Below are 18,516 nucleotides of genomic sequence, written 5' to 3' on the forward strand. Positions count from 1 at the left end.
GCGGTTAACTACGGCAAGTTACCGACGGAAACGCAACAGCCGCCTTATTCCTTGTTACCTAGTACTCTATCCCGGAAAAATGATTCTGCCCATCGCCTCCACCGATTTATTGCCCAAAGTTATCATGGGAGTCGACCCAGGCACCAACATCATGGGCTATGCCCTGATTGAGGTGCAGGGCCAGCGGGTGAAGGTGCTGCGCTACGACGTGATTGATATGCAGAAGATGGGCTCGAACCATGCCCTGAAGCTGAAGAAGATATTCGAGCGGATGCTGGAGCTAATCGACGAGTTTCTGCCCGATGAGTTGGCCATTGAGGCGCCTTTCTACGGTGTGAACGTGCAAAGCATGCTCAAGCTTGGCCGGGCGCAGGGCATGGCCATTGCCGCCTGCCTCTCCCGCCAGATTCCGTACGTGGAATACGCCCCCACCAAGGTGAAGCAGTCGGTGACGGGCACTGGTAATGCCACCAAAGAGCAAGTAGCGCACATGCTGCGCCAGACCCTTGCGCTGCCGCCCATCGCCGAAGCCTCGAAGTTTCTGGACGCCACCGATGCGTTGGCCGTCGCACTTTGCCACCACTACCAGAAAGGCAACAATATGAAAGCCGGCGGCAAAAGTTGGGGTAAGTTTCTGGCCGACAACCCCAGCAAAGTAGCCAAGCCCGTAGCCGGCAAAAAGAAGCCCGTGGTGAAGTAGGCTTCCGGTGAGCGGTTTGAACTCAACGAACTACTCAGTGAGCTGGCTCACAGCTTGGCCTATTTCCTGGCCGGGCTTTGCAGAAGAAGGCGCGGGATTCTGAGAGGTTCGAGCAGGGGTTGCCTAACCCATTTTACCAGTTAATTTCATCTTTTATTGTTCAACTATATTCTTCTTCACTATGCAACGCCGCCCCATCCGCTCCACCTCTTTGAAAGCAGTTGGCTATGACGCCGATACGCTCACGCTGGAAATCGAACACCGTAGCGGCAGCCTCGTGCGCTACGTTGGCGTGCCCGACGCAGTATATCAGGCGCTGCTGGCCGTGGCGGGCAAGGCTATGTTTGTGATGCAGGTAGTGGAGCGTGGCGGCTACGAGCGGGAGCAAGTGCGCGGGTAGCATTTACGCTACAATTGCGAGGCTTGGGTACGCCCACGCCCAGCCAGATAGTTGTTATCTACTTGCAACTATCTGGCTGGGCGTGGGCTCTGAGATAAGGAAGGCAGTGCTATTGGTGGTCTTCCTTCTCCCATTTCTCACTCTTCCATAGTTGCTATATGGCCAGAATATCTACTTATCTGCTCGGCTGGTTTCTGCTGCTGGGCCTGCTGGCCTGCTCTTCCACAGAAGACCCTCAACCCACCATCGGCTACTACGATGGCTACTGCCCGCAGCTCATAGAGCGCTCGGTGCTGGAGAAGTCGGTGGAAGCTTTGGTGGCCCGGCCTATGCACAACACCGGCAAGATCTACCTGCAAGGCCGCTACCTCTTCATCAACGAGCGGTATGAAGGCATCCACATCGTCGACAACCAAGACCCTAAGAACCCCCGCCTGGTTAGCTTCCTGCGCATTCCCGGCAACGTAGACATGGCGGTGAAGGGCAATCTGCTTTATGTCGACAATGGCCCCGACTTGGTGACCATCGACATCAGCAACCCCGAAGCCGTGCAAGTGAAAAGCCGCGTGCGCGACGCCTTCCGGGAGTTGCCAATGCCCGAAGCTGCCGTGATGCCATCGAATTGCACCGCGCAGAGCCGCCCGGCCAATACGGTTGTAGTTGGCTGGCAAAAGGTGAAGATTCCCTATGAAATCAACCAAAACCAAGGCTGGTGCGGCACCGGATGGTCCTTCTCGTCTACTACCCGAGCGGTTAGTAATGATGCTGCTTCGGCGGCGCCGGGCGTGGTAGGCAAAGGCGGCTCCCTGGCCCGATTCGCCATTGCGGGGCAAACGCTCTACACCGTGGACGAACAGAGTCTGCGCCTATTTGATTTAGCTAATCCAGCCATACCCACCTCTGGCCAGAAGGTACCGCTGCAATTCGGCGTAGAAACGATTTACCCCAAAGACCACTATCTGTTTCTAGGCACCCAACGCGGCATGTATATCTTCGACGTGGCCACCCCGCAGGCGCCCCGGCAGGTGGCCTACTACCAGCACGTAGTGAGTTGCGACCCAGTGGTTGTAGACGATCGGTATGCCTACGTGACGTTGCGCAACGGCCGCAGCTGCGGCGGTGGCCCTAATCAGCTCCAGGTCATCGACCTAACCAGTCTCAGCCAGCCCCGCCTGGCCCGCACCTACCCCATGACCGGTCCACAAGGTCTCGGTGTTGACAAAAATCAATTGTTTGTGTGCGACATGGATGGCCTGAAGGTATTCGATACCAGCCAGGCACCTGTGCTCACGCAAAAGCAATTCTTCCCCATCAAGGTAGTGGATGTGATTCCCGACGCGGGCACGCTCATGGCTATTGGTGCTGAAGGGCTATACCAGTACAGCTATACTGGCGCCTCGCTTCAGCAGTTGAGTTTGCTCCCCATCACGCCGCTGCAATAATGGAAGCCGCTCGTTTGCGTTGCCGTGCGCTGTGGCTGCTACCACTGCTCCTGCTTTGTTGGCCTGCGGGTGTGCAGGCCCAGGACGCGGCCACTCGCCGAACGCTACTACTCAAGGTAACGCCGCAGTACGTGGTAGTCAGCGGCTATTGGCTGGAGGTAGAGAAAAGCTGGAACCAGCACCCAAACCAAAGCTTCGTTTTTACCCCGCAGGTGTACGCCGGTCCTGCCGGTCAACCCAATGCCTCCAAGCCTTCCATTGAACCTGAAAGAACAGTGCGCGGCGCGGGCCTGCAAGTACAGCACCGCTGGTACCTAAGTGCTACGCAGGCCGCCTACTCTTCGGGTGTCTATGTAAGCTACGGGCCGCACTTTCAGCATTTTGCCGTGTCGTATGAGGGGCAGGGTTGGGAACAGGTAGAAGGTCCCAACGGCCTTCCCTATCTCGAATACCGCAGCGGCCGCCATACCGAAAGCATCAACCGCTACGGAGGCACAGTGCAGATGGGCTACCAAGCGCCCCTGCACCCCGGCCGCGTCTTCCTCGATTTGTATGCGGGCATCGGCTGGCGGGCCAGCACCAGCCGCGACGGGTCCGTAGCGCTGACTAGCCAATATCGCTCAGGCACTTCCGACTATGGCCACGAAGGGTTTTACTTTCCGGCCGGGGTCAAGATAGGCGTAGCACTGCGCTGAAGATTTTCTTCGATTAAAAGCCATCCTGCGGTTTAAGTTGTATTTTCCTCTGTAAACTGACAGAAGAAATACAACTTAAACCGCAGGATGGCTTTTTAGCTTACAGTTAAATTTCCTGGCCCTATACCGCTAGATAGCTGCTTATGCCACTTCTATCTCGCCCCGCAGGTACGTGACGGCGTAGCCGCTGATGCGCACCCGGTCGCCGCGCAGCTCGCACCACAGCTCGCCGCCACGGGGTGATACCTGGCGCGCTTTGAGGGTGGTCTTGCCTAGCTTTTCCGACCAATACGGGATGAGTGTGGTGTGCGCCGAGCCGGTAACCGGGTCCTCGGGCACGCCCACCCGCGGGCCAAAAAACCGCGACACAAAATCGGTGCCTTCCGTACCCGGAGCCGTGACGATGACAGCGCGATATTCTACGCGGGCCAGTTGAGTGAAATCAGGGCGAATGGCGCGCACTTCGGCCTCGGTGGCGAAGAGGGCCACTAGGTCGGGGCCGGCCAGCACATGCAGGGGCGTGGCGCCAAGGCCATCGAGCAGGCCATCGGGGTGGTTGGGCAGCGGTTGGGGCGGGCGGCTTGGGAAGTCCAGGGTGAGGCGGCCGTCGGTTTCGCGCAGAACCAGTAAGGGGCCGCTGCGCGAGTGGAAGGTAATTTCACTACCTGCAAAGCCTAGGTGCTGGTACAACACGTGCGCCGAAGCCAACGTGGCGTGGCCGCACAGCTCCACTTCCACGGCCGGCGTGAACCAGCGGATTTCGTACTCGTTGCCGCTTCCAGGGACAAAAAAGGCGGTTTCGGCCAAGTTGTTTTCGGCGGCTATAGCCTGCATGGTTTCGGCGGGCAACCAGCTTTCCAGTGGGCACACGGCCGCCGGGTTGCCCGCAAAAGGCCGGTCAGAAAAAGCGTCGATTTGGTAGATGGGTAAATTCATAGCGAGGCACCGGTTGAACAGCAATAAGCTGCTAATTAAGAAGACGAAGCTAGATATTGTCGGGTAATTCCGGGTCTAGATAAGCTTCTGCAATGTGTAAGTAATCAAGAAAGGGCAACTCCTCGGGAGCTACCACAGTATTCTTGCTGATGCCTACTCCCCCCCTCACCGCCGAAACGCCCCTCATCCTGACCTTAACCCTTGACACGGAGGCGCAACAGTTCTTTGAGGAGCTGCGGAAGCAGCACTTCCCCAAGGAGCGCAACTTTCTTGGTGCTCATCTCACGCTATTTCATCACTTGCCGGGCGCCGAATACGAGGCCATAACCGAGCACCTGGCGCAAGTGGCCGCCGCACAATCACCTTTAACGCTGGCCGTATCGGGGGTACGGTTTTTAGGCCGGGGCGTGGCGTACACGCTGGAATGCCCGCCGCTGCAAGCGTTGCACCGGGCTATGCAAACCACCTGGCAGCCCTATCTCACGCCCCAAGACCAGCAAAAGCTCAACCCGCACGTCACCGTTCAAAACAAGGTAGACCCGGCCGTAGCTCGTGCCCTGCACCAGCAGCTGGCGGCTGATTTTCAACCCTTTGAGGCGACGGGCACGGCTTGGCACCTGTGGGCCTATCGGAACGGGCCGTGGGAATCGCTGCGCACGTTTGAGTTAAAAGGCGCTGCTGAGCCCGCGTAACGCAAAGCGCGGCCTCGCAACCCAACAGCACGATTTCGCAGGCACGTTGTCGGGTTGCTGGTTGTGAAGCCGCGCTTCGTGTTTGTGGTACGATGGGTTTTGCTCTGGCTAGATCTTCTCGGGCAGCAGCAGGGCGTCTTCGAAGTTGCCTAGAATTGGCTTGTTACCCTGCGTAACAGCTTCTACCAGTAGGGCACCGCCCACAAAGGCTCCTTTCCAGGATTCACCGAGGCCCCCGAACACTTCTTCCCGGTCGCCACGGGAGCGGAGCTTGTTGAGGCCGACTTTGAAGGCGCGTACTTCCTTGGCAGTGCGGGCGGCCCACTTCTGGTCGTCGGAGGCTACGGCGGCTACCAGGGCGCCGTTGCTGATGTTCATTTCGCCCACCAGTTCCTCTACCCGATCTACCAGCACAATGCTGTCGATGGGGCCGAAAGGCTCTTTGAAGTACAGCTCGCTCTGGCGGGGTAGGTTCACGAGGGCCCGCGGAGCCCGATAGGCGGAACGATCCTGCCCCGGCAAAAACAACGACTCGTCGATCTTGCCTTCGTAGATGGGGGTAGCGCCGGTTTGCAGCGCGTTGGCGTAGAGGCGGTCCAGCTCTTGGGCTTGCGTGGGATTGATGACGGGACCGAAGGCCAGGTCGGGCAGCTGGTCGTCGGGGTGGTCTACCAGGGTTGGGTTGCCTACTTTCAGGCTGCGAATGGCTTCCCAATAGGTTTCCAGAAACTGCGGAAACAGGCGCCGCTCCACCACGAAGCGGACGTAGGCGGTGCAGCGCTGCTTGCCGTAGTCGTAGCCCTTCCGGAGCTGATCGGCCAGGCTGGTCCAGTCCGAGTAGTTCCAGATGCCATAGGTGTTCACGCCTTCCATTTCCAGCATGTAGCGCTTGTGCACCGAGCTCAGGGCATCGGCAATGTTGCGGCCGTTGTAGCGCCCTCCCACAAAGCTCAGGCAATCAATCGCGTCGTGCTTCACCAGCACGTCGCTCAGCTCGCCGCCGCTGCCACTAACGAGCGTCACGGGCAGGCCGCAACGGCGGGCAATGGCGAAGGTCAAACTCAGCGAAATGAAGCCACCATCGGTAGGCGTTTTGGCAACAACCGAGTTGCCGGCCAGCACCTGCACCAGCACCGCGTGCAGCAGCACCGACATCGGGTAGTTCCAGGAGGCAATATTCGACACCAACCCGAGCGGCTTGCGCTGTTCCAACATGCCCTCAATATGGTCGATGTACCACTGCACGCCCTCAATGGCGCGGTCGATGTCGGTGAAACCAAGCTTATAGGTTTTACCGATTTCCCACATGATCAGCTTGCCCGTCAGCTCGACGTGCTGCCGCAGCTGAACCAGGCAGTCCTGCACGCGGCGTTTGCGCTCGTCGAGGTCGGTGGCGGCCCAGGCGGGAGCTTCGCCTTTGGCAAATTCCACGGCCCGCAGAGCCGTTTCGCGGCTGAGCATGGGCATCCAGCCGAGCTGAGTACCGTCGATGGGCGAGATGAATTCGCGGGGCGTGCCGGTTTCCTGCCAGCGCCCTTCCATCAGGTTTAGAATTTTACCATCCGGCGAAAAAGCTTCGGGCGTAACCGCTTGCATCTGGTTCAGCAAACCGCCGAACTCCACTTGGGGCGAAATTATTTTGGGCATGAAGAAGAAAGGAACAGGCTGGCAAGTTGATTACAACACTGTCCCCAAAAGAAGGTGAAATAGTTGGTGATTGTTGTGCTTGTTGAAGCAGTCAATAAGGCGCATTGCTAGTAGCGGCGGCGCCGTCAGGCACCCAATTTTTCCGCTGACACAGTACTAGCGGGTGCATTGTCGGACGCCCTTTCGGCTGCCAGTGCAAGGAGGCTTCATCTGTTTTGCTCCGACAGCCAATGAAACTGCCGCTCGGCCAGCTGGTAGTGCCGGGGCTCCCGGGTGAGGGCAATGGCGACGGAGTCTTGGCGGATCAGACCGCGCAGCAAAATATGATTGGTGTCGGGCATGGTGTAATTCAGCGTGAATATGGCCACCGTATCGCTGCTGAAGCGCCTGAAGGCGATGGTGTTGTTAGTGGAATCAAGTGCGTAGCTGAAATAAGCCCGCCGGTAGCGTTGCCTGAGCAGCGTATCTGCCGTGAGAATACTGCCGGAGTTGTTTTGCTCGAAGATGACGTCTTTCCAGTGCAGGCTGTCGGCCATGGCGGCTTGAAACTGCTCGACGGCAAAAAAGCCCGTCGCAAGTTTGTCTGCCGCGGCCCCACTCCGGCTCGAGTAGGCTTGATAAAAAGGCAGCAGCAAAAACAGCCCAATAAAAATTGTCTTCAAAGTAAGTTGCGCAAACCGCCAGCGCCAGTCGGGCAGCGTCACTGATACAGTCGGCTCAACGGGGCGATTCAGCAGAAAAAAGTTGAGTAATCTTTCCGCATTGCTGAGCAACAGGAAAACACTGAACGCAAACAGGTGAATAGAAAATAGCTTGACTGGAATGTCGTAGCACAGGTTCATCATCATCACGTTGAGGAAGACTCCTACGGCCACCAACGCACCGAGCAGGCAGGTACGCCGGGCTAGTAATAAGCTTCCGGCCAGTGCTTCCATAGCCCCTGAAAAAAATTGGTAAGGGGTGGAGTAGCCGATGAAATGCCACGAAAACCGCATGGGCAGCAGGTCGCCCAACGGCGTGGCCAGCGCGCTCAACGTCGGGAAAGGCATTTGCAGGCCAAACAGCTTGATGATGCCGTAGGCTAGTGCCGTCAGCGCCACGTAGTAGCGCACCACCACCAGCAACCAATAGTAGCCGGTAACATAGTTCATCTTTTTCCGGGCGAGCAAAGTCCAAACCAACGTGCCTACCACGGCCACTAAGGTGTAAAAGCACAGTTGCGCATAGGAATACGAAGTATCACCACTGCCATTTGCGGGCACTAGCACTTCCTTGACGTGAAAAAGATGGTCGTTGCCGAAAGTAACCAGCAGACGTTCGATTTCACTGTACTGCTCGGCCAGTATGCTAAACCACGGAACTTCCGCCAGCCACGTCCAAGGCGACATGTAGAGCAGCAAGTAGAGGCATGAGAAGCGAAACAGGATATTCCGCCACCAAGGCCAAGGAGTGATTGACGCGTCGGTGAAGTTTTTCATGCATGAATCTACCTGTTCTCAACCTACCATACCATATGGTTTTCACAATATTGCTATACCCTTCCGTATCGAAATATCATCCTACCAGCATGCATGGCTGTCACAAATCCTGCTCTACGCTGATGCCTCAACTACTTCGCCGGAGCCTACCAGGCTGTGCACCAGGTTGGTGGAGCCAATAAAGAGCGGGGTGCGCTGGTGCAGTTCCGTGGGTATCACATCCAAAATAGCTTCCGTAGCCGATACCACGGCTTGGCCACCAGACTGCTCGATGAGCATGGCCAGCGGGTAGCACTCGTAGAGTAGGCGTAGCTTACCGTTCGGGTTTTTGCTGGTGGGCGGATACAGGTAGATGCCACCATTGAACAGGTTGCGGTGATAGTCGGCCACCAAAGAGCCGATGTAGCGCCCGGAGTATTCTTTGCGTTTGCAATCCATCAGGAAAGACCGCACCGTTTCCGGATAATCAAACCAGTAGCCTTCGTTGCAGGAGAAGATGCGGCCGTCTTGCGGAATGCGGATGGAGGGGTGCGAGAGGAAGAACTCGCCCAACGACTGCTCGTAGGTGAACCCCATCACGCCGTGGCCGGTGGTGTACACGAGCATGGTGCTGGAGCCGTAAAGAATATATCCGGCGGCTATCTGCTTGCGGCCGCCCTGCAGGAAATCGGCCGCCGTGGCCTTCGAGCCCACGGGCGTTACGCGGCGGTAAATACTGAACAGCGTGCCGATGCTCACGTTCACATCGATGTTGGAAGAGCCATCGAGCGGGTCCATGGCCACCACGTAGTTGCCGGAGTCGTTGTCGGTGTGGATGATTTCCGCTTCTTCTTCCGAAAGAATGGCGCAGGTTTCGCGGCCGTTTTTCAAGGCCCGCACAAACCGGATGTGCGCTTCCACGTCCAGCCGCTTTTGCTGCTCGCCCTGCACGTTCTGCGTGCTCATACCCCCGGTGATATCCGACAAGCCGGCCCGGTTCACTTCCCGGTGCACAATTTTGCCGGCCAACGCCAGGTCCCGCAGCAGCTGCGACAACTCGCCGGTGGCAAACGGAAACTCTGCCTGCGTGCGCATGATATAGCGCTCCAGCGTAATGCCAACCGGCTGAGCCAGCGTGTTTTCTTGGTTGATGCTCATGGGGCCTGAACCTCACCCCCTAGCCCTCTCTCCCGTGGAGAGGGGGAACTAGACTCTAGTATATTAGAGCTAGTTCTCTCTCTCTTCAGTTGAGGAAGGGCTAGAAGTAGTTAAAAATTAGAATTAAAAGCTAGAACTAGTAGCCGTTCAAAGATTTACCAACCGCCCATAACCCACGCCCTTTAATGCGCGGAATTCAGTTGAGGAGGGGAACTAGCTCTAAATACTAGAGTCTAGTTCTCCCTCTCCACGGGAAAGGGGGCTAGGGGTGAGGTTCTGATGTCAGCTTTTTACCTCAGGCTGCTTCTGCGACTGCCAAAGCACCACTTGCCAGCCTTTTTTCGGGTCCTTTATCTGCACCACCACGTACTTGAGGTGGGCGAGGTTGGGTGTTCCGTCGGGGTTGTTGGGCAGGGTGATGGTGATGGTACCATTCACCACGGCCGCTTTGCCATCGTTGTAGCCCCGCACGTTCAGGGCGTGCACCTCTATTTTCTCGTACTGGCTTTTGCCGTCCCGGATTGACTGGATGTACTCCACTTTGGTGTTCTGCTTGCCGTTGGAGTGGGTGTACACTAGGTCCTCACCAAATACTTTTTCCAGCACGGTGTAGTTTTTCTTCACCTGCGCCTCGAAGCGTTGGCGCTCCAACGCTTCCACTTCCTTGGCCGCGGCTGCATCTTTGGCGCTTTGGGCGAAAGTGAGGGCTGGCAGTACCAAAAGCAGCAAGGAAAGCAGCAACGACAGTTTTTTCATGGCAGTAAGGAAGTAGCGTCCGGTGAAAACCGGGCGAAATGGAAGGAAAGCAACTAGCGAGATGGAAAGTCTACCTAAAGAAAAGTGAAGCTACGCTTGGCTTCGTCCTGTACTCTACTGTGCGGGCTCGTCGAGGGTAATTTGCTTCATGCGCGGTGCTAGAAGGTGCATCACCAACCAAGCGAGTAGATAGGCAGACCCGCAAACCAAGAAGACAATATTGTAACCGGTATTGATATTACCCGCCGCTTTAGCTGAGTCGAGTAAGTAGCCTACTAATAGTGGAAATAATATTCCCCCTACTGAACCCGCCATACTACCCAACCCAACTACAGAACTAACCGCTTTTTTAGGAAACATATCCGAAGCGGTAGTAAAGATATTGGCGCTCCAAGCCTGGTGCGCTGCGGCAGCCAAGCTGATTAGAGCTACTGCCGGCCAGATACTGGTAGCATAGCGCGCCAGCATGATGGGCGTTACCAGCAAGGCAAACAACAGCATAGCCATTTTGCGGGCTTTGTATACCGTCCACCCTTTCTTTATAAGCCAGGACGATAAATATCCTCCCCCGATGCTGCCCACTGTGGTAAGCGAATAGACTACCACGAGTGGTAAGCTCGGCTTCTTTAAATCAAGGTTGAAAGTGGTGGAAAAATACGAAGGCAGCCAGAACAGGAAGAACCACCAAATGGGATCCGTCAGCATTTTACCGAAAATGAAAGCCCAGGTCTGACGAACACCTAGCAGCCTGCCCCACGATACTGCCGGCCCTTTGTCACCTTCATCGGTTTCCGGCGTGTTGTCGGAGTGGATGTAGGCATATTCCTCTGCTTTGAGTTTCGGTTGGCGGGAAGGTATCTCGTAGAAAAACCACCAGAAAGCCAACCAGATAAAGCCAATAGCCCCGGTGATAAGAAAGGCTTCTTCCCAGCCGTAAGCACCCAAAATCCAAGGCACCATTATGGGCGCTACTACGGCCCCAATGTTGGCACCCGAGTTGAATATACCAGTTGCCAAGGCGCGCTCCTTTTTCGGGAACCATTCTGCCACTGTCTTGATAGCCGCAGGAAAATTGCCTGACTCTCCTAATCCAAGAGCGGCGCGCGCAACACCAAACCCTATAGTGGTCGTAGCGAAGGCATGCCCAATAGCGGCCGCACTCCAGGCAATAATTGAGTAGATGTAGCCGCGCTTGGTGCCGATGCGGTCAATAACGCGCCCGAAAATCAGCAAGCCGATGGCATAGCACGCCTGAAAAGCCATTTGCAGACGGGCATAGTCGATTTCAGTCCAATTAAACTGCGTTTCAAGGGTAGGTTTGAGCAACCCAATCACTTGCCGGTCGAGGTAGTTGATGCTGGTCGCGAAGAACAGCAACGCTACCACAGTCCAGCGGTATTTGCCAACGGGAGACACCGCCATTGGAGGCGCGGGCGGGGATTGGGTCGGGGAGGGTATCATCGAGTTCGGAAATTAAGGTCAGAGCTGCTACTCGTTGGAAAAACCGCCGGCGCAACCGGCGCGCCACCTGGCGTGGGGCTACTTTTTCACGGTGTCTACGAACTTCAGCAGGTCAGCAATTTGCTGGCTCAGCACCTCCGTATCATCGGCATTCTTGAAGAGTTGGGAGCCCATGCCCACCACATTGACGCCGGCCTCGAACCACTCTTTCAAGCTTTCCTTGGTGGGCTCCACGCCGCCCGTCACCATGAGGGGCACTTTCGGCATGGGGCCGCGCAAACTCTTGATAAAGCCGGGGCCTACCACGTTGCCAGGGAATATTTTCACAATGGCGGCGCCTAGCTTGGCGGCCTGGTACACTTCCGCCACCGTCATCGTGCCGGGCAGCCACGGCACGTTGTGGGCACGGCAGACATCGGCTACTTCCGTGGTCAGGCAGGGCTGCACCACAAAGTCGGCGCCGGCGGCAATAAACCGTTCGGCGTCCTCGGCTTCGTAAATCGTACCAATGCCGAGCAGCATATCCGGGCAGGTTTCGTGCACAAATGCCACTAGCTCGCTGAACACTTCAAACGCTTTTTCGCCGCGGTTCGTGAATTCAAATACTCGTAAGTTGCCCGCATAGCAGGCTTGTACAATGCGCTTCGCATACGCCACGTCGGCATGGTAGAACACCGGCACGATGGGGTAGCGCAACACAGTTTCAAACGCTTCGGCAAATGAGAATCGGGACTTGTTTTTGGTTTCCATAGTTGTTGTTCTGCCGCGTTTACCGCACCAAACGGCCGGTGGTGTTGCCTTGCATAACGTGTTCCACTTCGGCCGCCGTCACCAGGTTCACGTCGCCATGAATGGTGTGCTTGAGGGCGGAAGCGGCCAGGGCGAAGCTCAGCGCCTCGGCGGGCGAGGCGTAATGCAAAGAGCCATAGATGAAACCGCCCATAAATGCGTCGCCGCCGCCAATGCGGTCCACGACGGGCGTAATATCAAGATACGGGGTTTCTGTGTAAGCGCCGTCGAAGAGCATGCCTTTGATACGCTCGTGCGAGGCACTTTGGGTTTTGCGGCGAGTTGAAATTACTTGTTTGATTTGGGGGAACCGGGCCAGCAGCTGCTCGCCCATGGAAGCAAACTTGTTGTTGGCACCCGGCGTGGGCTGAATGCCGAACAGGTCGTCGGCGTCGTTTTCCGAACATACTACCACGTCGCAGCCGGCTACTAATTCAGTCATTACCTGCTGCGCGGTTTGGCCGTATTGCCACAGGTTGCGGCGGTAGTTGACATCGGCCGAAACGGTGATACCGAGGCGCCGGGCGGCGGCAATAGCATCGGCCGTAGCCTGAGCGGTGGCGGCCGAAATGGCGGGCGTGATGCCGGTCCAGTGCAGCCACTGCGCATTCTTCAGAATCTCGTCCCACTGAAAAGCGGCCGGGTCAAGGTTGGCAAACGAAGAACCGGCCCGGTCGTACACCACTTTGCTCGGGCGCAGCGAGGCCCCTACTTCCAGGAAGTACAGCCCGAGCCGCTGGCCGCTGTACACAGTGTGCTGCATATCGACGCCGAGGCGCTGAAAGCTTTGCGTGGCGGCCTGACCCAACTCGTTGGGCGGGAAGCAGGTGACGTGCGCGGCCGGCAAGCCCAAGCCGGCCACGGCCGCGGCCACGTTGGCGTCGCCGCCCCCATAGTTCACTTCCAGGCTAGCCGACTGCGTGAGCCGGTAGTTCAGGGGCGTCGAGAGGCGCATCATGATTTCCCCGAAGGTGACAACCTGTTTCATTGTGTCGTTCTATACCACGAAGCAGCGCTTCGTATCGTTGCTGATTTAATTATACTACCTGATGTAGCGCGGAAATCCTGTGGCTTCCGTTCCGCGACGAGCGCAGCGAGTTCCTCCGCGCTGGCGCAATTGGCACAGTCCCGGATACTCGCTCCGCTCGTCGCGGAACGGAAGCCACAGGATTTACGCGCTACGAACGAAGCACTGCTTCGGACTGCTGCACTGGTTCTGCTACCGTATCGAAACCGAAGTAAGCTTTGGCGTTGTTGTAGCAGATGTTCTGCACAATGGTACCTAACAATTCCATATCATCGGGCAATTCGCCGTTTTCTACGTCGGTGCCGAGGAGGTTGCAGAGCACGCGGCGGAAATACTCGTGGCGCGGGTACGAGAGGAAGCTGCGCGAATCGGTGAGCATGCCCACGAACCGGCTCAGCAGCCCCATGTTCGACAGCGCGTTGATTTGCTTTTCCATGCCGTCTTTCTGGTCGAGGAACCACCAGCCCGAGCCGAACTGCACCTTGCCCGCCACCGAGCCATCGTTGAAGTTGCCAATCATAGTGGCAATCAGCTCGTTGTCGGCGGGGTTGAGGTTGTAGATGATGGTTTTGGCTAGTTTATCCTGCCCATCGAGGCGGTCCAAGAATCGGGAAAGGGCCTGGCCTTGCGAAAAGTCGCCGATGGAATCCCAACCGGTATCGGGGCCGAGTTGGCGCAGCATGCGGGAGTTGTTGTTACGCAGCGCTCCTAAGTGGTACTGCTGCGTCCAGCCTTTCTCCCAATCCATTTCCGCCAGCAGCACCAGCATCGCCGACTTGAATTGCAGCACTTCGTTGGCCGTCAGCTCCTCCCCACCCCTTACTTTCACGAAAATAGCATTGATTTCCGCCTCGGTGTAGTCGGCAGCGTAAATCTGCTCCAGGCCGTGGTCGGAGAGGCGGCAACCGAGGGCTGCAAAGTAATCGTGGCGTAGGCGCAGGGCCGTTTGCAGGTCGAAGAACGTGCGGATGTCCACGGCGGCAGCTTCGCCTAGCTTATCAAGATACTGATTGTAGGCGGCGGCATTTTCCGGCGTCATGGCTTTGTCGGCGCGGAAGGCGGGCAGCACCCGCACTTCGAAACCACTAGCGGCCAGGGCCCGGTGATGCTCTAGCGTATCGGCCGGGTCGTCGGTGGTGCACAGCACTTCCACGTTCATGCGGCGCAGCAGGTTTTGCACGGTGTACTCGGGCGTTTGCAGCTTGGCGCTGCACTCGTCGTAGATGCGGCGGGCGCTGTCTTTGTTGAGCAGCTCCGTGATACCGAAGTAGCGCTGCAGCTCCAGGTGCGTCCAGTGGTAGAGCGGGTTGCGCACCGTTTGGGGCACAGTTTCCGCCCACTTCTCGAACTTCTCCCAATCCGAGGCATCCCCGGTGATGTAGCGCTCGGGCACCCCGTTGGTGCGCATGGCGCGCCACTTGTAATGGTCGCCGTAGAGCCAGATTTGGGTGATGTTGTCGAACTGCCGGTCCTGCGCAATCTGGTCGGGCAGCAGGTGGTTGTGGTAGTCGATGATGGGCATCGACTTGGCATACTCGTGGTAGAGCTGCTGCGCCGTTTCGGTTTGCAGTAGGAAATCCTCGTTTAGAAAGGGCTTTTTCATACTAGAATAGAGCTAGGGCCGGGAATGTGAAGAAGTACTTCACGCCAGTTTAGAAATGTAGTGGGCTGATCAGTTTTTGCCTACCTGTAGTCTCCTATCTGCCGCTGGATTTTCAGGTTAGAAAGGAATTTCTGACGTTGCTTACTCAGCTGTTCACTCAGCCCGTCATGCTGAGCTTGTCGAAGCATCTCTCCCGCAGTGGTGACTTCATTTTACCATTGCAACGAAGCGGGAGAGATGCTTCGGCTGCGCTCAGCATGACGGGCTGAGTAAATAACGTCAGCCAGCTTGCTTACAGCGAAACGCCGCGTTTCCAGGGGATGAAGTCGGTTTGACCGTGGCGGACGGCGGCTACTTCCTCGCCGCTGGCTACCCGGATGATATAATCCAGAATCCGCTCCCCGGCCTGCTCGATGGTTTCTTCGCCATCGATGACCGTACCGGTGTTTACGTCGATGATATCGGGCATGCGGTTGGCCAGCGCCGTGTTGCTGGAAATTTTGATGACCGGGGCAATGGGGTTGCCGGTCGGCGTACCGAGGCCCGTGGTGAAGAGTACCACGTTGGCACCCGAGCCAACTTCGGCGGTGGTCGATTCCACGTCGTTGCCGGGGGTGCAGAGCAGGTTCAGGCCGGGCTTGGTTACCAGTTCCGGATAGTCGAGCACGGCTACTACGGGGGAGCTGCCGCCTTTGCGAGCCGCCCCTGCCGATTTCATGGCATCGGTAATCAACCCGTCCCGAATATTGCCTGGCGAAGGGTTCATGTCGAAGCCCGAACCAACGGCCACGGCGCTGTCGCCGTAGGCTTTCATGAGCGAGCTAAACCGCTCGGCCGTGGCGTGGTCGACACTACGGTCCACTAGCTCTTGCTCGACGCCGCACAGCTCCGGAAATTCGGCCAGGATAACCGAGCCACCTAGCGCCACCATCAGGTCCGAGACGTGGCCCACGGCGGGGTTGGCGGAAATGCCGGAGAAACCATCGGAGCCGCCGCACTCCAAGCCGATGCACAATTTGCTGAGCGGCGCGGGCTGGCGCTGGAGTTGGTTGGCCGTCATCAGGCCCGCAAAAGTCTGGCGTAGCGCGGTGCTGACGAGCGTTTCCTCGGTACCCAACTTCTGCTGCTCCAAGATGAAAAGCGGCTTGCTGAAATTGGGGCTGCGCTTGTTGATTTCGTCTTGCAGCATACTCACCTGCGCGTTCTGGCAGCCGAGGCTAAGCACCGTTGCACCCGCCACGTTGGGGTGGGTGATATAGCCGGCCAGCAAACCGCAGAGGCTTTGCGCGTCCTGCCGGATGCCGCCGCAGCCGCCTTCGTGGCTTAAAAACCGGATGCCGTCCACGTTCGGAAACAGCTTGGGCTTCTGGTGCTTGCCTTCGGCGCTGCGCAGGTCAGTAGCCAGAATTTCCTCTACTGATTTACCGGCTTGCATCAACGAAATCAGCTCCTGCGTTTGGGGCTGATACGACTTGCGCCGCGCATAGCCGAGGTCGTTGATCAAGGCTTCTTCGAGCACCTGAATATTGCGGTTTTCGCAGAACACCAGCGGAATCACCAGCCAGTAGTTGGCCGTGCCCACGCTGCCATCGGCGCGGTGGAAGCCCATGAAGGTGCGGTCTTCCCACTTCGCCACGTCGGGGGCGGTCCAGGCGGCGCGGCGCTCCTGGTTTTCGCCGTAGCTGTCGGTGGCGTGGCGGATGTTGGCCGTGGTAAGCAAACCGCCCATTCCAATGGCTTGCGCCGCCTTGCCAACCAGCACCCCGTACATGTGCACCGGGTCGCCGGGAGCCAGGAACTCCATAGCTAATTTGTGCTTGGCCGGAATCCGCTCGGTGGTCGTGACGGTAACGCCGTCGTAGGTAACAGGCGTGCCCACGGGCAGGTCTTGCAGGGCTACCAGCACGTTATCGTCAGGATGGATTTTAGCTACTAAATGCTTCATTGTCTTTCTTGGTTTGCGGCCTTTCAGACCGGGGTGAGACGAAGTAGATAAGCGCCTCTTAGGTTACTGATTTTTTGCTTATTTCTTGAGCTAAGAAATGCAATCCAGCGAAGCTGTCATTCCGACGCAGGAGGAATCTGGCTTACTTCGTTGAACGACTTTAACTCAGATTCCTCCTGCGTCGGAATGACAAGCGTTTTTTAAGCGGGTCCAAGCAACGTTCTTAGTTAAGCAGCTACAAAACAAACCGGAGTTCCGTTTTATTCCACTGCTTCTTGCTGGTTGACGGGTTGGTTCAGCACCTTGGCTAGGGTAGCCTGCGCTCCGTTTTCCATTAGCTGTTCCAAATAGCTGCTCACTTCGTCGGCAAAGCCGGGAACGGTTAGCAGGTCGTGGCCCCATAGCGCGGTGTTGTGCAGTGCGGTGCGGGTTAGCTCGGCGGGTTCGAGGCGGCTCCAGAGGTCGGCGAAGTAGCCGGCTTTTTCGTCCTGAATCAGATACTCGGTGCCGTTTATTTCGCCGTGCCAGCCGCTGGCCTCTTGGCGGGTGCCACGCATGAACAGCAGGTAGGCCGCAAAGCCAAGAGCCATGTAGTGCGGCACGGCACCCAATTGCTGCGAGTAGTGCAGCAGCGTGGGCACGTTGCGCATCTGTTGCTTGGTGGTGTAGTTGAGACTGATGCTCAGCCAGCGGTGCTCGATGAAGGGGTTGCGGAACCGGTCGAGTACCTGCATGCCAAAGCGCTGACCTACTTTCTCGTCGATGGCATACGGAATACCGGGCAGCAAATCGGCCAGCATCAGGTTGTGCACGAAGCTAGCGAACAGCTTGTCGTCCATGGCCTCGCGCACGGTGGTGAAACCGGCCAGGATAGCCAACGCGCAGCTAAGCGTATGGGTGCCATTGAGCAGGCGCAACTTCAGCTCCCGGAACTGGTTGATATCGGGCTTGATAACCACCCCCTTGTCTACCTGATGAAACGACAGAACGTCCTTTACGTGCTCGTCGCCCTCAATGGCCCACAGCGTGTACACCTCCGACATGGTCAGCAGCTCATCGTCGTAGCCCAACTGCTCGGCCAGGCTGTCCTGCATAGCTACATCGGGGCGGCCGGGCACGATGCGGTCCACCAATGAGTTGCAGAGGGTGTTGGCCGTTTCCAGCCAGTCGATGAACTCGGCGGGCAGGTTGTTGCGGTGCGCTTGCTCGAGCAGGATGCCTTCGAGCTTGGTGCCGTTATCAACAATGAGCTCAGTGGGCACCACCACGAGGCCCTTGGCTTTGTCGCCGTTGAAGGCTTGGTAGCGGGCATAGAGGAAGGCCAGCAGCTTGCCCGGAAACGAGACGGGCGGCGCCTGCGTCACGTCGTCGGCCACCAGCTGAATACCGACTTCGGTGGTGTTGGAAATAACAACGGTCAGCTCCGGATTGGCGGCGCAGGCCAGTATCTCGGCCCACTGGCTTTTGGCCGACAGCACCCGGCTGATGGCCGAACTCACCACGTTTTCTTCGACGGTTTGCCCGTCTTCGATGCCGCGCACCACCAGCGTGTAGAGTCCGTCCTGACGCTCGAAGGCGGTGATGTCGCCGCCGTCGGTGCTCTTTACCACCACAATGCGGCCGTTGAAGACACCCTGGCGGTTGGCTTTGTCGATGAAGTAATCGGGCAGGCCGCGCAGGAGCACGCCCGTACCGAATTGCAGTACCTTTTCGGGTAGCTCGAAATGCGCGGCAGCGGGGAGGGAAGCTGCCGTACTGGGGGCCGAAAGAACGAGGGATTTTGAAAGATGGGGCATAACGGAAACTTG

The 18,516-nt window shown here is 57.5% G+C and carries 16 protein-coding genes; 5 read left to right on the forward strand and 11 right to left on the reverse strand.

The annotated features are described in order from the left end of the window. Nucleotides 1–79: 79 nt before the first annotated feature. The 4 genes from ruvC to VF639_RS04425 all read left to right on the forward strand — a co-directional run bounded on the left by ruvC (nt 80) and on the right by VF639_RS04425 (nt 3,237). Nucleotides 80–700 (forward strand): crossover junction endodeoxyribonuclease RuvC, encoded by a 621-nt coding sequence (gene ruvC / locus VF639_RS04410; protein WP_331144670.1) that lies wholly within the window; start codon nt 80–82, stop codon nt 698–700. Nucleotides 701–881: 181 nt separating this feature from the next. After that, complete coding sequence (locus VF639_RS04415; RefSeq protein WP_331144671.1) at nt 882–1,100, forward strand: KTSC domain-containing protein; 219 nt, start codon at nt 882–884, stop codon at nt 1,098–1,100. A gap of 158 nt (nt 1,101–1,258) precedes the next feature. Then, nucleotides 1,259–2,542, forward strand: coding sequence for an LVIVD repeat-containing protein (locus VF639_RS04420; protein ID WP_331144672.1), 1,284 nt, complete (start codon nt 1,259–1,261; stop codon nt 2,540–2,542). Continuing rightward, a complete protein-coding gene (locus VF639_RS04425) occupies nt 2,542–3,237 on the forward strand; it encodes a hypothetical protein (RefSeq protein WP_331144673.1) in 696 nt (231 codons plus the stop codon). The genes VF639_RS04420 and VF639_RS04425 overlap by 1 nt, the downstream gene beginning before the upstream one ends. A gap of 141 nt (nt 3,238–3,378) precedes the next feature. Here the strand turns inward: VF639_RS04425 and VF639_RS04430 are convergent, their stop codons facing one another. Continuing rightward, nucleotides 3,379–4,173, reverse strand: coding sequence for a PhzF family phenazine biosynthesis protein (locus tag VF639_RS04430; RefSeq protein ID WP_331144674.1), 795 nt, complete (start codon nt 4,171–4,173; stop codon nt 3,379–3,381). 149 nt (nt 4,174–4,322) lie between these two features. On the opposite strand from VF639_RS04430, the gene VF639_RS04435 reads away from it, so the two are divergent. After that, entirely contained in the window at nt 4,323–4,865 is a 543-nt protein-coding gene (locus VF639_RS04435; RefSeq protein WP_331144675.1) for a 2'-5' RNA ligase family protein, read from the forward strand. A 108-nt stretch (nt 4,866–4,973) separates the two neighbouring features. Here the strand turns inward: VF639_RS04435 and VF639_RS04440 are convergent, their stop codons facing one another. The 10 genes from VF639_RS04440 to VF639_RS04485 all read right to left on the reverse strand — a co-directional run bounded on the left by VF639_RS04440 (nt 4,974) and on the right by VF639_RS04485 (nt 18,504). Beyond that, complete coding sequence (locus VF639_RS04440) at nt 4,974–6,512, reverse strand: aldehyde dehydrogenase family protein (RefSeq protein WP_331144676.1); 1,539 nt, start codon at nt 6,510–6,512, stop codon at nt 4,974–4,976. Between the two features lie 206 nt (nt 6,513–6,718). Next, the gene (locus VF639_RS04445) at nt 6,719–7,990 is read right to left on the reverse strand and encodes a hypothetical protein (protein ID WP_331144677.1); all 1,272 of its coding nucleotides are present in this window, start codon (nt 7,988–7,990) and stop codon (nt 6,719–6,721) included. Nucleotides 7,991–8,104: 114 nt separating this feature from the next. Beyond that, a complete protein-coding gene (gene fbp, locus VF639_RS04450) occupies nt 8,105–9,127 on the reverse strand; it encodes a class 1 fructose-bisphosphatase (protein ID WP_331144678.1) in 1,023 nt (340 codons plus the stop codon). 282 nt (nt 9,128–9,409) lie between these two features. Further along, complete coding sequence (locus tag VF639_RS04455; RefSeq protein WP_331144679.1) at nt 9,410–9,883, reverse strand: nuclear transport factor 2 family protein; 474 nt, start codon at nt 9,881–9,883, stop codon at nt 9,410–9,412. Between the two features lie 114 nt (nt 9,884–9,997). Further along, nucleotides 9,998–11,305, reverse strand: a complete 1,308-nt coding sequence (locus VF639_RS04460) for an MFS transporter (RefSeq protein WP_331144700.1) — start codon at nt 11,303–11,305, stop codon at nt 9,998–10,000. Nucleotides 11,306–11,422: 117 nt separating this feature from the next. Continuing rightward, nucleotides 11,423–12,094 carry a beta/alpha barrel domain-containing protein gene (locus VF639_RS04465; protein ID WP_331144680.1) on the reverse strand — a complete coding sequence of 224 codons (672 nt, stop codon included), beginning with the start codon at nt 12,092–12,094 and terminating at the stop codon, nt 11,423–11,425. 19 nt (nt 12,095–12,113) lie between these two features. Next, nucleotides 12,114–13,121, reverse strand: coding sequence for a sugar kinase (locus VF639_RS04470; RefSeq protein WP_331144681.1), 1,008 nt, complete (start codon nt 13,119–13,121; stop codon nt 12,114–12,116). Nucleotides 13,122–13,311: 190 nt separating this feature from the next. Continuing rightward, a complete protein-coding gene (uxaC, locus tag VF639_RS04475) occupies nt 13,312–14,763 on the reverse strand; it encodes a glucuronate isomerase (RefSeq protein WP_331144682.1) in 1,452 nt (483 codons plus the stop codon). Nucleotides 14,764–15,055: 292 nt separating this feature from the next. Then, complete coding sequence (locus tag VF639_RS04480) at nt 15,056–16,708, reverse strand: UxaA family hydrolase (RefSeq protein WP_331144683.1); 1,653 nt, start codon at nt 16,706–16,708, stop codon at nt 15,056–15,058. 260 nt (nt 16,709–16,968) lie between these two features. Then, nucleotides 16,969–18,504 carry a tagaturonate reductase gene (locus VF639_RS04485; RefSeq protein WP_331144684.1) on the reverse strand — a complete coding sequence of 512 codons (1,536 nt, stop codon included), beginning with the start codon at nt 18,502–18,504 and terminating at the stop codon, nt 16,969–16,971. Nucleotides 18,505–18,516 lie beyond the last annotated feature (12 nt).

This window comes from Hymenobacter sp. (genome assembly GCF_036387835.1).
In the GTDB taxonomy this organism is placed as follows: Bacteria; Bacteroidota; Bacteroidia; order Cytophagales; family Hymenobacteraceae; genus Hymenobacter.